Annotated in this window: 11 protein-coding genes; 7 read left to right on the top strand and 4 right to left on the bottom strand. The window is 74.2% G+C overall.

Annotation, left to right across the window (positions count from 1 at the left end; translation table 11 throughout):
• Positions 1-224: 224 nt before the first annotated feature.
• Complete coding sequence (hpf, locus tag ACIQF6_RS26900; RefSeq protein ID WP_400899406.1) at positions 225-917, bottom strand: ribosome hibernation-promoting factor, HPF/YfiA family; 693 nt, start codon at positions 915-917, stop codon at positions 225-227.
• 370 nt (positions 918-1,287) lie between these two features.
• Here hpf and ACIQF6_RS26895 point away from each other — a divergent pair, with 370 nt between their 5' ends.
• A complete protein-coding gene (locus ACIQF6_RS26895; protein WP_400899404.1) occupies positions 1,288-2,067 on the top strand; it encodes a ComF family protein in 780 nt (259 codons plus the stop codon).
• Here the strand turns inward: ACIQF6_RS26895 and ACIQF6_RS26890 are convergent.
• Genes ACIQF6_RS26890 through mtrA form a run of 3 tightly spaced genes read right to left on the bottom strand, consistent with a single transcriptional unit; the run spans position 2,051 to position 6,673 of the window.
• On the bottom strand, positions 2,051-3,919 hold the full coding sequence (locus ACIQF6_RS26890; RefSeq protein ID WP_400899402.1) for an LpqB family beta-propeller domain-containing protein: 1,869 nt from the start codon (positions 3,917-3,919) through the stop codon (positions 2,051-2,053). The two genes, ACIQF6_RS26895 and ACIQF6_RS26890, sit on opposite strands and share 17 nt — an antisense overlap.
• On the bottom strand, positions 3,894-5,993 hold the full coding sequence (gene mtrB / locus ACIQF6_RS26885) for an MtrAB system histidine kinase MtrB (protein WP_400899400.1): 2,100 nt from the start codon (positions 5,991-5,993) through the stop codon (positions 3,894-3,896). Before mtrB ends, ACIQF6_RS26890 begins: the two co-directional genes overlap by 26 nt.
• Positions 5,994-5,995: 2 nt before the next feature.
• Positions 5,996-6,673 carry an MtrAB system response regulator MtrA gene (gene mtrA / locus ACIQF6_RS26880; protein ID WP_030459579.1) on the bottom strand — a complete coding sequence of 226 codons (678 nt, stop codon included), beginning with the start codon at positions 6,671-6,673 and terminating at the stop codon, positions 5,996-5,998.
• 415 nt (positions 6,674-7,088) lie between these two features.
• Here mtrA and ACIQF6_RS26875 point away from each other — a divergent pair, with 415 nt between their 5' ends.
• The 6 genes from ACIQF6_RS26875 (at position 7,089) to ACIQF6_RS26850 (ending at position 13,027) form a co-directional block, all read left to right on the top strand.
• Positions 7,089-7,973, top strand: a complete 885-nt coding sequence (locus tag ACIQF6_RS26875) for a glycerophosphoryl diester phosphodiesterase membrane domain-containing protein (protein ID WP_400899398.1) — start codon at positions 7,089-7,091, stop codon at positions 7,971-7,973.
• A 5-nt stretch (positions 7,974-7,978) separates the two neighbouring features.
• Positions 7,979-8,653, top strand: coding sequence for a DUF4129 domain-containing protein (locus ACIQF6_RS26870; RefSeq protein WP_400899396.1), 675 nt, complete (start codon positions 7,979-7,981; stop codon positions 8,651-8,653).
• The gene (locus ACIQF6_RS26865) at positions 8,650-10,050 is read left to right on the top strand and encodes a DUF4350 domain-containing protein (RefSeq protein ID WP_400899394.1); all 1,401 of its coding nucleotides are present in this window, start codon (positions 8,650-8,652) and stop codon (positions 10,048-10,050) included. Before ACIQF6_RS26870 ends, ACIQF6_RS26865 begins: the two co-directional genes overlap by 4 nt.
• Positions 10,047-11,033, top strand: coding sequence for an AAA family ATPase (locus ACIQF6_RS26860; RefSeq protein WP_400899392.1), 987 nt, complete (start codon positions 10,047-10,049; stop codon positions 11,031-11,033). Before ACIQF6_RS26865 ends, ACIQF6_RS26860 begins: the two co-directional genes overlap by 4 nt.
• A gap of 89 nt (positions 11,034-11,122) precedes the next feature.
• Complete coding sequence (locus ACIQF6_RS26855; protein WP_400899390.1) at positions 11,123-12,436, top strand: DUF58 domain-containing protein; 1,314 nt, start codon at positions 11,123-11,125, stop codon at positions 12,434-12,436.
• Positions 12,437-12,550: 114 nt separating this feature from the next.
• A complete protein-coding gene (locus ACIQF6_RS26850) occupies positions 12,551-13,027 on the top strand; it encodes a hypothetical protein (RefSeq protein ID WP_400899388.1) in 477 nt (158 codons plus the stop codon).
• The last annotated feature ends 147 nt before the right edge of the window (positions 13,028-13,174 follow it).

The following is a 13,174-nucleotide window of genomic DNA, read 5'->3' as shown; positions in this document are numbered from 1 at the left end:
GCGGCGGGTAGCCGGCGTCCTGCGCGCCCAGGCTCTCCCCCATCCGCTCCTCCCCCGCCCTCCGGTCACATGTCGCGCCCATCATTCCACGCCCCGGACGGCCTGTGATCACCCTGTGACATCGAACCGCCCGGCTGGGTGACTCCCCGAACGCCGGTGACCCCGGCGGCCGTTCACGGCCACCGGGGTCACCACATCCTCCGTTCGACGGACGCGGCCGCCGATCACTCCTCGTCGGGGCCGTTGATCGCGCCCCCGGCCCCGGCGAAATCGACCGCCGCGGCCTGGTCCTCCTTCAGGTGGATCACGCCGTAGTGGTAGCCGTGCCGGCGGTAGACCACGCTCGGCAGGCCGCTGTCCTTCTCCTGGAACAGGTAGAAGTCGTGGCCCACCAGCTCCATCGCGTACAGCGCCTGGTCCAGCGACATCGGCGCCGCGGAGTGGGTCTTCTCGCGGACCACCAGCGGGCCGTCGCCCTCCACCTCCAGGCTGCCCGCCATGGTCTTGCGCGGTGTGCCGTTGACGCCCTCGGCGGCCTCCGTCGAAGGCAGCGCGGCCAGCGCGGCGGTGGCCGCGGCGACGCTCACCGGGCCCCGCCCGTTGGTGCCGCCCTTCTGCACCCGGCGGCGGTCGGCGGACTTGCGCAGCTGCGCCTCCAGCTTCGCCGAGGCCAGGTCGAGCGCGGCCCACGGGTCGTTGGCGGACGCCTCGGCCCGGATCACCGGGCCCCGGCTGCGGAGGGTGATCTCCACCCGGTCGGAACGGTCGGCCTGCCGCGGGTTGTGCTCCTTGGACACCTCGACGTCCAGGCTGATCGCCTTGGCGTCGAACTTCTGGACCTTCTCCAGCTTCTCGGCCACGTGCTCGCGGAACCTCTGGGGCACCTCGGTCTTGCGGCCCTTGACGACGATGTCCACGCAGAACTCCGATCCCTTGGTACTGACCGGCCCGGAGTGCGTCCCGGACCGGCGTGAGACCCAGCCGGACCAGTCGGTCACCGCACGTCCCCGGAGCGCCGCCCGGGAGACCCGCGAGAACCGCCGGCCCCTTACCTCACTTCCTCCCCACCAGGAGCGTTCGAAACCCCTGGAGCCCTTATGCAACACCTCACCCGGGGATCTCGCCTCCCCAGTCGAACGAACGTACCGACGCCCGTCCGATGGCCCGGCTGTTCTCCCCTGTTTACCCTCCTACGGGTGAAACAGTGGTAAACGGCTGGACAACACGCCTGACACCGCCGACCGTATGGCTGAACTCGCCGCCCGGCGAGCGTTCCGGAGGGGTTCCGTGACGAGCCGAAGCACCGCCCACCGGCCCGGATCCGGCCCCGCACCGGTCCTCGCCGCCCTGCTCGACCTGCTGATCCCCGCCCGCTGCGCCGGCTGCGGCGACGGCCGCACCGGCCTGTGCCCGCCCTGCCGGGCCCTGCTCGACGGCGCCGGAGCCGGGCCCGCCGGGCCGCTGCGACCACCGCCCGGACTGCCGCCGGTGCACGCCGCCGCCCCCTACGCCGGGCCGGTGCGCCAACTGCTGCTCGCCCACAAGGAACGCGGCGCGCTGCGGCTGGCCGCCCCGCTCGGCCGGGCGCTGGCCGCCGCCGTCCGCTCCGCGACCGGCGCGGGCGCCGCCCCGCTGCTGCTGGTGCCGGTGCCGTCCGCGCGCGCCGCCACCCGGGCCCGCGGCCACGACCCGATGCTGCGCCTGGCCCGGGCCGCCGCCCGCGAACTGCGCGGCGGCGGGGTGGCCACGCTGGTCGCCCCCGTCCTGCGACAGGCCCGGCCGGTCGCCGACCAGGCGGGCCTGGGCGCGGCCGAGCGGCACCGCAACCTGCACGGCGCACTGACCGTGCCCGCCCGGCTGGCCGGCCCGCTGGCCGGGCACCGGCTGGTGCTGGTGGACGACCTGGTCACCACCGGCGCGAGCCTCGCCGAGGCGGCCCGGGCGCTGCGCGCGGCGGGCTGCCCGCCGCGGGCAGCCGCCACCGTCGCGGCGGTCGCCCGGCGCGGGCCCGGGCCCGGTCGGCGCGGTGCGCCCGCCGGGGAGGCCGGGCTCAGCCCGGGTAGATGAACGCCGCGGGCGGCGACTTGCTGGACACCGTGTGCCACTGGGTGTCCTTCAGCCGGTACAGGCGCGACCCGGCCGCGGAGACCGAGGCGGTGAGCACCGCCGGGCCGACCTGGTCGCCCGGCGCCCGGGCCTCGGTGGCGGACAGCGCCGTCATCGACTCGCCGCCCTGCAGCGGGGAGTCGGTGGACTGCGAGCCGTCGGTGCCCAGGAAGTGCAGCTGCTGGAGCCGGTCGGTCTCCTTGCCGAGAACCACCAGCTGGTCGGCGTCGCCCCAGGAGACCGCGGCGACCTCGCTGAGCTGCGGGGCGATGTCGCGCACCGCGGTGATCCGGGCGTTCGGCGCGACCGCGGTGCCGCCGTGCACCACCAGGCCGAGCGCCAGCGTGGTCGGGCCGTTGCCGCGGCGCAGCAGCAGCGCGACCCGGGTGCCGTCGGAGGAGATCCGCAGCGACTGCACGGAGCGCCCGTCCAGCCCCTCCACCGTGACCGGGACGACGGTCCGCTCGCGGACCATCAGCACCCGGGGCGCGGCCGGGTCGCGGTCGACCAGCCAGAGGTCCTGCCGGCCGTCCCAGCTGGGCGAGGCCAGGCCCTGGCCGGGCTGCGGGGCGCGGCTGGAGACGACCGGGTCGCCGAACTTGTCGGTCTCGGTCATGCCGGTGCGGTACAGGCTGCGGCCGTCCTGGCCGATCACCGCGACGGCGTTGCCGTCCCGGCGGACGGCGAGTTCGCCGGCCCGCGGCTGGCCGCCCTGCGCGACCTGGCCGAGCACCCCGGCGACCGGGGCGGGGTCCACCGAGCCGTCCTGGTAGCGGGTGAGCCGGCCGTCGGCCAGCTGGATGTACGCCTGGGTGCCGCCCTCGCCGCCGCTCAGCACGCCGGGCGCGACCTGTGCGGCCTCGGCGGCGGTGAGCGTGCAGCCGCCCTTGGGCGAGGACAGGTCGAGCCGGTCCAGCTTGCCCTGCTGGTCGGCCAGGGTCTGGAAGAGCTGCTGGGCCATCTGCCGGCAGCCGGTCTGGTTCTTGCCCAGGTCGACGCCGTCCACCTTCACGGAGGCGATCCGGTTGTCGCCGGCGGTGGCGCTGAGCACCTTGACACCGTCGAGCTTGGAGGAGACCACCGGGCTGATCCACTGCGAGGGCCCGGCGGCGGTGGCCTGGGCGGCCTCGGTGAGCGGGTCTATCCGGCGGCGCAGGTAGATCGGGTCGGGCACCAGCACCGGGTTGGACTGGGTGCGTTCACTGGTCGGGTCGGGCGCGGCGAAGAAGTACCGGTGGACCGCTTTGTAGGTGTTCTTGAAGTTGGTCTGGTCGACGATCAGGCCGTCGGGGAGCGTGTCGATCCGCCACTGTCCGGCGTCGGGGCCCTCGCCGACCTTCACGAAGGTGAAGGTCTGCCGGTAGTCCTCGTCGGAGCGGGCCTGGTAGGTGTGCCGACCGTCGAGCTCGGCGACCTGCCGGCCGCTGACGGCGAGCTGCGCGGTGGTCTCGTCCTGCCCCGGGGTGGGGTGGCTCAGGTGCGGGGCGTCGGCCAGCACCACCACCTGGGCGTCGGGCCGCCAGCGTTTGGCGGCGTCCGCGGTCAGGTACTGCTTGGCGGTGTCGTAGTCGGCCTGGTCGGCGTTGGAGGAGTCGAGGAACCCGGCCAGCAGGTCGCCGGGGCTCTCGTCCTTGTGCGGGGCGACGGGGTAGACGTGCACCTGGACGCCGTCGGCGGCGCCCTGCGGCATCTCCATGCGCTGCGGCGCGCCGCCGGACGGCATCGCGACACAGCCGGTGGCGGCGGCCGCCAGCAGCGCCGCACCGCCCAGGGCGCGGGTCCGCCGCTCAGCCGTCCTGTCGTTCCTGTGCACCGATGGTCCCCTCCTGGTCGGTGTCGGCGCCGCCTGGTGCGGGCGGGGCCGGCTGCGTCGGGCGGCCGTTGCGGTCCACCACGATCTGTGCGCCGGTGGCGCCGTAACCGACGGCTCCGGCGCGGACGTCGGACGGGTTCGCGACCGGGGCGGCGCTCGGTCGGCCCAGGCCCGGGCCGATGCTGAGCACCCCGCCCAGCCCGGAGCCGAAGGTCTGCCGCTCGGTGTCCGGGGTCTCCGGGACGGCGGTGGACTCGCCGCCGCGCACCGCGCGCCGGTAGGGCGCGCCGACCGAGGCCATGCCGCGGTTGTGCCGGGAGTCCTCCGGCTCCAGCCGGAACGGGGCCCGGGACAGCTCGCCGCCACGGGTGCGCGGCAGCGTCAGCCGGAAGTGCGAGCCGCCGCCGGGCTCGCCCCAGGCCTGCAGCCAGCCGCCGTGCAGGTGGGCGTCCTCGACCGCGATGGACAGACCGAGGCCGGTGCCGCCGGTGGTGCGGACCCGGGACGGGTCGGCCCGCCAGAAGCGGTGGAACACCCGGGAGGCCTCGCCGGGCTTCAGGCCGATGCCGTAGTCGCGCACGCCGACGGCGACCGCGCCGTCCCCCGCGCCGAGCCGGATCACCACGTCCCGGCCCTCGCCGTGCTCCAAGGCGTTGACCACCAGGTTGCGCAGGATCCGCTCGATCCGGCGGCTGTCGACCTCGGCGATCACCGGGCTCTCGCCGCCGCGGATCAGCACCGCGCTGCCCTTGGCGCGGGCCAGCGGGTCGGCGGCCTCCACGACGCGGGTCACGATGTCGCGCAGGTCGACCGGTTCGGCGTCCAGGATGGCCGCGCCGGCGTCGAAGCGGCTGATCTCCAGCAGGTCGGCGAGCAGCGACTCGAAGCGGTCCAGCTGGTCCTGGAGCAGCTCGGCGGAGCGGGCCGCCATCGGGTCCAGGTCCTCGCGGCTGTCGTAGATCAGGTCGGCGGCCATCCGCACCGTGGTCAGCGGCGTGCGCAGCTCGTGCGAGACGTCGGAGACGAACCGGCGCTGCACCCGGGAGAGCTCCTCCAGCTTGCGGATCTGCGCCTGCAGGCCGTTGGCCATCCGGTTGAAGGAGTCGCCGAGACGGGCGATGTCGTCGCTGCCGGTGACCTTCATCCGCTCGTCGAAGTGCCCGGCGGCCAGCCGCTCGGAGATCCCGGCGGCCATCCGCACCGGGGTGACGACCTGACGGACCACCAGCCAGGCGATGCAGCCCAGCAGGATGACCAGGAACAGCCCGGCGGTGGCCAGGGTCCCCATCACCAGGTTCAGGGTGCTGGTCTCCTGGTAGAAGGAGAACACGTAGTAGAGCTGGTACGGGTTGCCGTCCGGGCCGGTGAACTGCTTGCCGATCGCCAGGCCCTTGTTGTCGTCGGGCTTGGCCTGGCTGTCCGGCGCGCGGTGGAACTTGACCGGCTGCTCGATCGGGACGGACGGGTCGGCGGCGACCTTGGCGCGCAGCTCGGAGGTGATCGAGTCGGGCAGGATCGAGCCCGAGTAACGGGCGCCGCGCAGGCCGGCGCTGGAGGCGCTCTCCTCCTGGCCGTCGGACGCGATGGCGATCACCGAGTAGACGCCGGCGCCGCCGGACGCCAGGTCGGAGACCTGCTTGGTCAGCCAGGCGTTGATCCGGTCGCGGGTCGGGTCGGCGGCGGCACCGGCCTTGGCCTGCAGGTTGATCGCCTCGTTGATCTTGTCCTGCTCGATCTGGAAGCCGCCGATGGCCTGCCCGTGCGCGGCCTTCTGCTTGGCCTCCAGCAGGCCGGTGCGCACCTGGGCGACCACCACCACGCCGAGCACCAGCACCACCACGAAGGACAGCAGCAGCGTCGCCGCCACCACCCGCAGCTGGATCGAACGGCGGTACAACGCCAGCACCAGGCCCACCGGGTGCCGGAGCTGACGGATCACCGGCGCGAACAGCACCGCCCACCACCGGCGCCGACGCGGCCGCCCGGTGGTGGAACTCAGCACGTCGCCGCGCACGGCCGCCTCCCCGCCGGAGGTCTCGTCCGACGGGGAGGCGGCGGCCTGCTCTTCGCTCATCCTCAGCTGGGCCCGGCCTTGTAGCCGACGCCGCGGACGGTGACCACGATCTCCGGGCGCTCCGGGTCCTTCTCGATCTTGGAGCGCAGGCGCTGCACGTGCACGTTGACCAGGCGGGTGTCGGCGGCGTGCCGGTAGCCCCAGACCTGCTCCAGCAGCACCTCGCGGGTGAACACCTGCCAGGGCTTGCGGGCCAGCGCGACCAGCAGGTCGAACTCCAGCGGGGTCAGCGGGATGCCACGGCCCTCGCGCTTCACCGAGTGACCGGCGACGTCGATCACCAGGTCGCCGATGGTCAGCTGCTCCGGCGTGGGCTCCTCGGCCCGCCGCAGCCGGGCCCGGACCCGGGCGACCAGCTCCTTGGGCTTGAACGGCTTCGTGACGTAGTCGTCGGCACCGGACTCCAGGCCCACCACGATGTCGACCGTGTCGGTCTTCGCGGTCAGCATGACGATCGGAATGCCCGACTCGGCCCGGATCTGCCGGCACACGTCGATGCCGTCCCTCCCGGGCAACATCAGGTCGAGCAGTACGAGGTCCGGCTTGGTCTCCCGGAAGGCGGCCAGCGCCTTGTCCCCGTCCGCGACGAAAAACGGCTCAAAACCCTCACCACGCAGCACAATGCCGAGCATCTCGGCCAGTGCGGTGTCGTCATCGACGACGAGGACACGTCCCTTCATGGCTCCATCTTCTCATCACCCGAATGTGACCTGACGCACAGCTGTTCCGTTGCCGGCCCCCGACCGTCGGCCGAACCAGTCATACCATCGCAAAGGTATCGGCTCTGCGGCCTTGCTCGGACCGTTGCCGATCAGCAACGGGATACCCCTGGGGTACGCGTGCGCACCATGGCACGATGGGCCCCCGAAGCACCCGTGCCAGGGGTGCCCCGACGAGGAGCCTCGATTGACCGAGACCCCGGGTTGGACCTCACCCGGTTCTCCCGAGCCAGCGCCCGGACCGTCCGAAACCGGCCACCCGGCTCCCTCGGCCCCACCGGCCGCCCCCTCATCCGGACCGCAGCCCGAACCGGCCGGTCCGCCCGGGCCGACGCTCGGCATCATCCCGCTGCGCCCGCTCGGCTTCGGTGAACTGATGGACGGCGCGTTCGCCCTCGTCCGCGCGCACTGGAAGACCGCGTTCGGGCTCAGCCTGGTCTTCGCCTGCGCCCTCGAACTCGTCCAGGCCGGCGTCGACTGGTGGATCCACACCTCCGGCACCTACGTCGAGGCCCTGTTCTCCGGCTACTACACGCTGCCGCTGGAAATGCTCGCCGGCGTGATCACCGCCGGCCTGCTCACCCCCGTCATCGGGAACAGCCTGCTCGGCCGGGGAACCACCCCCCAGCAGGCCTGGGCGCAGGCCCGGCCGCACCTCGGCCGGCTGCTCGGCCTGGCGCTGCTGCACTTCGTCATCATGATCGGCTCGCTCGCCGTGCCGATCGTCCCGCTGATCGTGCTGACCGCCGTCAGCGACCAGCCCGCCTGGCTCGTCCTGGTCCTGCCCGCCGCGCTGCCCGCGATCTTCCTCGGGGTCAAGCTCAGCTTCGCCCCGCCCGCGCTGATCCTGGAGAAGCAGACTGTCGTCGGCTCCCTCAAGCGCTCCTGGCACCTGGTCCGCGGCTCCTGGTGGCGGATCTTCGGCACCATGTTCGTGTTCGGCATCGTCGTCGGCCTGCTCACCGCCATGCTCACCGTCCCCGCCGAGATCATCACCCTGATGATCGGCGGCGACCCCACCAACCCGTTCACCACCGACGGCCAGGCCGCGATCGGCATCGGGATCACGGCGGTCTTCGGCGTCCTCGCCAAGACCCTCACCATCCCGCTCAGCGGCACCCTGGTCGGCCTGCTCTACACCGACCAGCGGATCCGCCGCGAAGCGCTCGACCTCGAACTCGCCCGCGCCGCCGGCCTCCCCGGCCACTGGACGCCCGCCGCCGCGCCCGTCCCGGGCCAGTACACCCCGCCGGGAGCCTGATCGCCATGGGACTCCGGGGGGGAGGGGCGCTGCTCGCGGACAGCGCCCCGGTGACCGTGCCGCGCGACGCCGCCCGCGACGCCGCACACGAAGAACTCCGCAAAGCCGTCTACCACCAGCACGATCCCGGCCTGGTCGACCGCTTCCTGAACTGGCTCCAGGACCAGCTCGACCGCCTGATGAACGGCATCGGCGTCCCGCTCGGCGGCGGCGACGGCACCGTCCTGGTGCTGCTGATCGTCCTCGCCGCGGTGATCGCCTTCGTGCTCTGGCGCCGCTACGGCGCACCCCGCCGCGAAGCCCGCGCCGCCGGCGTGCTGTTCGCCGCCGACGGACCGCGCGGCGCCGACCAGCACCGCGCCGCAGCCGCCGCCCACGCCGAACGCGGCGCCTGGGGCGAAGCCGTCCGCGAACAGATGCGCGCCCTGGTCCGCGGCCTGGAAGAACGCACCGTGCTCACCCCCCGCCCCGGCCGCACCGCCGACGAGGCCGCCGCCGAAGCCGGCCGCGCCCTGCCCGAACGGGCCCGCGAACTCGCCTCCGCCGCAAGGCTGTTCGACGACATCGCGTTCGGCGAACGGACCGCCGACGAAGCGTCCTACCGGCTCCTCGCCGACCTCGACCGCGCCCTCGAACGCACCCGCCCCACGCCCGTGCCGGCCGGCGGAGGAACCGCATGACCACCACCGCACCCCCGCCCGCCACCGCCGACCCCGCCGAGCAGCCCGCCGTCGAGAAGGCCGCCGGTACGACCCCGTCCACGCTGCGCCCCCTGTGGCGCCGCTGGCGCTGGCGGCTGGTCGCCGGCCTCGCCGTCCTGCTGGTCGGCGTCCTGGTCGCCGGCATACCCGGCTCCGACGGCTACCCGCCGCTCGACCCCCGCTCCGGCGACGCCGAAGGCACCCGCGCCGTCGACCAGCTCCTCCAGCAGCACGGCATCACCAGCCGCACCGCCGGCACCGAGCGCGAACTCGCGGCCGCCCTGCGCGCCGACGACACCACCGTCGTCCTCACCCTCGCCGACGAACTGACCGACCAGGAACTCGGCCGGCTCTCCACGCTCACCCGCGGCCGCAACAGCCGAGTGGTGCTGATCGACCCCGACGAGCCCGCCCTGCGCGCCTTCGCCTCCGGCGTCCACCTCTACTACTCCGACGCCGGATCCGACACCGCCGTCGACCCCGGCTGCCAACTGCCCGAGGCCGCCAACGCCGGCCCCGCCGACCTGCGCGGCGCGAACTACGAGCCCGGCTCCCACGACACCGGCTGCTACCCGCAGGGCAGCGCCCGCTACGCCCTGGTCAGCCGCACCAGCGGCACCCAGCAGCTGATCGTCGTCGGCAGCACCCGGCCGTTCGTCAACGGGCGCCTCGACCACGAGGGCAACGCCGCCCTCGCCCTCGGCCTGCTCGGCGCGCACCACCAGCTGGTCTGGCAGATCCACACCGACGCCGTCGACGCCGACCCGGGCACCCCGGGCACCTCGGGCACCTCGGGAAGCAACCCCGGCAGCGGCACCGGCAGCGGCAGCACCGACGGCGGCAGCGGCGGCGGAAGCACCGGCGGTGGAAGCACCGACGGCGGCAGCGGCAGCGGGCACAGCAGCGGAGGCAGGAGCGGCAGCCGTACCGCCACCCACCAGAAGACCTTCGACGAGCTCATCCCGGCCGGCTGGAACTGGGCCGCCCTGCAACTCGCCATCGCCACCGTGCTCGCCGCCGCCTGGCGCGCCCGCCGCCTCGGACCGGTGCTCAGCGAACGGCTTCCCGCCGTGGTCCGCGCCTCCGAAACCGCCGAGGGCCGCGCCCGGCTCTACCACCGCGCCAACGCCCGAGGCCACGCCGCCGAGACCCTGCGCCGCGCCGCCCGCCGCCGCGCCGCCACCGCCCTCGGCCTCCCGCACACCTCCGGGGACCCCGACCCGGCCGCCCTCACCGAGGCCGCCGCCGCCCGGCTCGGACGCCCCGCCGCCGACCTCCAGCAGCTGCTGTACGGCCCGGCCCCCACGGACGACGCCGCCCTGCTGCGGCTCGCCGACGACCTCGACGACATGGAATGGCAGGTACGACAGCCGTGACCGCCCAGCTCTACAAGACCGACCCCGGCGAGACCCGCGACGCCCGCGCCGCCCTCACCGGCCTGCGCGAGGAGATCGCCAAGGCCGTGGTGGGCCAGGACGCCGCCGTCACCGGCCTGGTCGTCGCGCTGCTCTGCGGCGGCCACGTGCTGCTCGAAGGCGTCCCCGGCGTCGCCAAGACCCTGCTGGTCCGCACCCTCGCCACCGCCCTCGACGTCGAGACCAAGCGGATCCAGTTCACCCCCGACCTGATGCCCGGCGACGTCACCGGCTCCCTGGTCTACGACACCCGCACCGCCGAGTTCTCCTTCCAGCCCGGCCCGGTCTTCACCAACCTGCTGCTCGCCGACGAGATCAACCGCACCCCGCCGAAGACCCAGGCCGCCCTGCTGGAGGCCCTGGAGGAGAAGCAGGTCACTGTCGACGGCGAGCCCCGCAAGCTCCCCGAGCCGTTCCTGGTCGCCGCCACCCAGAACCCCATCGAGTACGAGGGCACCTACCCGCTGCCCGAGGCCCAGCTCGACCGCTTCCTGCTCAAGCTGGTCCTCCCGCTGCCCACCCGCGAGCAGGAGTTCCAGGTCCTCTCCAAGCACGCCACCGGCTTCGACCCGCGCGACCTCGCCGCCGCCGGCGTCCGCCCGGTCGCCGGCGCCGCCGACCTGGCCGCCGCCCGCGCCGAGATCCGCGCCCTCACGGTCTCCCCCGAGGTCCTCGCCTACATCGTCGACCTGGTCCGCGCCACCCGACAGTCGCCCTCGCTCTCCATGGGCGTCTCCCCCCGCGGCGCCACCGCCCTGCTCAACACCTCCCGCGCCTGGGCCTGGCTGGCCGGCCGCGACTACGTCACCCCCGACGACGTCAAGGCACTCGCCCTGCCGACCCTGCGGCACCGCATCCAGCTCCGCCCCGAGGCCGAGATGGAAGGCACCACCGCCGACAGCGTCATCCAGGCCGTCCTCGCCCAGACGCCCGCACCGCGCTAGCCGCCAGCCGCCAGCCGCCCCGGGGGGAGAGCACCGCCCGTCTCTCCCCCTTCAGCGTCCACCGTTCCAGAAAGCGAGCCCAGCACCCCATGGCCCTGACCGGCCGCACGGCCCTCATCGCCGCCCTCGGCGCCCTCCTGGTCGGCCTCGTGCTCCCCTCCTGGACCGGCATCGGCGTGGTCATGCTGCCGCTGCTCGCCGCGATCGTCATCGACCTGGTGCTCGCCGCCCCCGTCCGCCGCCTCACCCTCGAACGGTCCGGCGACCCCAGCGTCCGCCTCGGCGAGGACATCACCGTCGACCTGCTCGTCGGCAACCCGTCCCGCCGCCCGCTGCGCGCCCGGATCCGCGACGCCTGGTACCCCTCCGCGTGGGCCCCCGGCACCTCCCTCACCGCCTCCCGGCACTCCGTCACCATCCCCGCCGGGGAGCGCCGCCGCCTCACCACCCACCTCGCCCCCACCCGGCGCGGCGACCACGACAGCGGACGGGTCACCGTTCGCTCACTCGGCCCGCTCGGCCTGGCCGGCCGCCAGGCCACCCTCGACGCGCCCTGGCGGATCCGCGCACTGCCGCCCTTCACCAGCCGCAAGCACCTCCCGTCCCGCCTCGCCCGCCTGCGCGAACTCGACGGCCGCACCTCGCTCCTGAGCCGCGGTCAGGGCACCGAGTTCGACTCCCTGCGCGAGTACCTCCCCGGCGACGACGTCCGCTCCATCGACTGGCGCGCCAGCGCCCGCCGCAGCGTCGTCGCCGTCCGCACCTGGCGCCCCGAGCGCGACCGGCACGTCCTCATCGTCCTCGACACCGGCCGCACCTCCGCCGGCCGCGTCGGCGACGCCCCCCGCCTGGACGCCGCCCTCGACGCCGCCCTGCTGCTCACCGCCCTCGCCACCAAGGCCGGCGACCGGGTCGACCTGCTCGCCCACGACCGGCAGCGCCGCGCCGCCGTCGCCGGACGCTCCCCCGCCGAGGTCCTCCCCGCCTTCACCGACGCGATGGCCCTCCTGGAACCCGCCCTGATCGAGACCGACCTGCGCGCCATGGTCTCCACCGCGCTCCGGATGGCCCCCCACCGCTCCCTGATCGTCCTCCTCACCGGCCTCGACGCCCACCAGATCGAGGACGGCCTGCTCCCCCAGCTCCCCCTCCTCACCAAGCGCCACGAGGTCGTCATCGCCTCCGTCGCCGACCCCCGCCTCGACGAGCTGATCACCACCCCCCGGACCACCGTCCGCGACGTCTACGGCGCCGCCGCCGCCGAACAGACCCGGGCCGACCGCCGCCGCACCGCAGACCTCCTCACCCGCCGCGGCATCACCGTCCTCGACTCCCCGCCCGGGTCCATCGCCCCCGCCCTCGCCGACACCTACCTCGCCCTCAAGGCCGCCGGCCGGCTCTGACCCCGCCGGGTCCCGAACCGCCGTCCCCGAACCCCCAGCCACCGCGCCACCGCGCATCCGTACATCCGGACGGCTGGGGGTTTCTCTGTACCGTCCTCGACGGAGGTGGATGCTGTGGAGATCACGGTGCAGTGGATCAAGACGAGCTGGACCAAACAGTCCCGCGGCGGTGAGGCCGCCGCCCGCAGAAACGCGGCCCCCATGGGCTTCCTGCTGCCGCCCGACCTGGATTCCGCCTCCGCACACCTCGTCCGCATGCGCGAGGAACACCGTTTCGAGCCGCAGGAGATCCAGGTGGCCCACCGCAACGTCGCCGTCAGCCTCCGCCAGGCCGACGGCCGGCTACGGATACTCCCGCGCGTCGACCCCCTGCACGGCCTCCCGCCCCGCCGCCGCAGGCCCCCGGCAGTGCCCCTGCACCCGGGCCAATGGGTGCGTTGGCAGCTGAACTACCGCTTCAGCAGCGCGAACGGGATGAGGGACTGGTCGTACTGGCTCGACACCTTCAACATCGCCTACGGGCCGGTGGACGCCGACGTGTTCCTGTCGACGCCGACGGTGTACATCGACGAGCTCGGACCGGTGCGGTAGGGCCGGCCGCCCCGGCCTTCCCTCCCGGAATAGCCCGAGAACGCAAAAAACTCCCGGGAACGCGAAAAAGCCCCCCGCCGAAAGGCGGGGGGCTTCTCCTGAATAATTGTTCGGCGGCGTCCTACTCTCCCACAGGGTCCCCCCTGC

It is taken from the genome of Kitasatospora sp. NPDC092948, assembly GCF_044754805.1.
Lineage (GTDB): Bacteria > Actinomycetota > Actinomycetes > Streptomycetales > Streptomycetaceae > Kitasatospora.
The sequence above is the reverse complement of the archived record's forward strand: the minus strand, read 5'-3'. Positions and strand labels throughout refer to the sequence as shown.

Bases quoted from the DNA above. Each gene is read 5' to 3' on its own strand.
- ACIQF6_RS26865 (WP_400899394.1), top strand. From the start codon at position 8,650: ATGACCACCACCGCACCCCCGCCCGCCACCGCCGACCCCGCCGAGCAG.
- mtrA (WP_030459579.1), bottom strand. From the start codon at position 6,673: ATGAAGGGACGTGTCCTCGTCGTCGATGACGACACCGCACTGGCCGAG.
- mtrB (WP_400899400.1), bottom strand. From the start codon at position 5,993: ATGAGCGAAGAGCAGGCCGCCGCCTCCCCGTCGGACGAGACCTCCGGC.
- ACIQF6_RS26870 (WP_400899396.1), top strand. From the start codon at position 7,979: ATGGGACTCCGGGGGGGAGGGGCGCTGCTCGCGGACAGCGCCCCGGTG.
- ACIQF6_RS26855 (WP_400899390.1), top strand. From the start codon at position 11,123: ATGGCCCTGACCGGCCGCACGGCCCTCATCGCCGCCCTCGGCGCCCTC.
- ACIQF6_RS26875 (WP_400899398.1), top strand. From the start codon at position 7,089: ATGGACGGCGCGTTCGCCCTCGTCCGCGCGCACTGGAAGACCGCGTTC.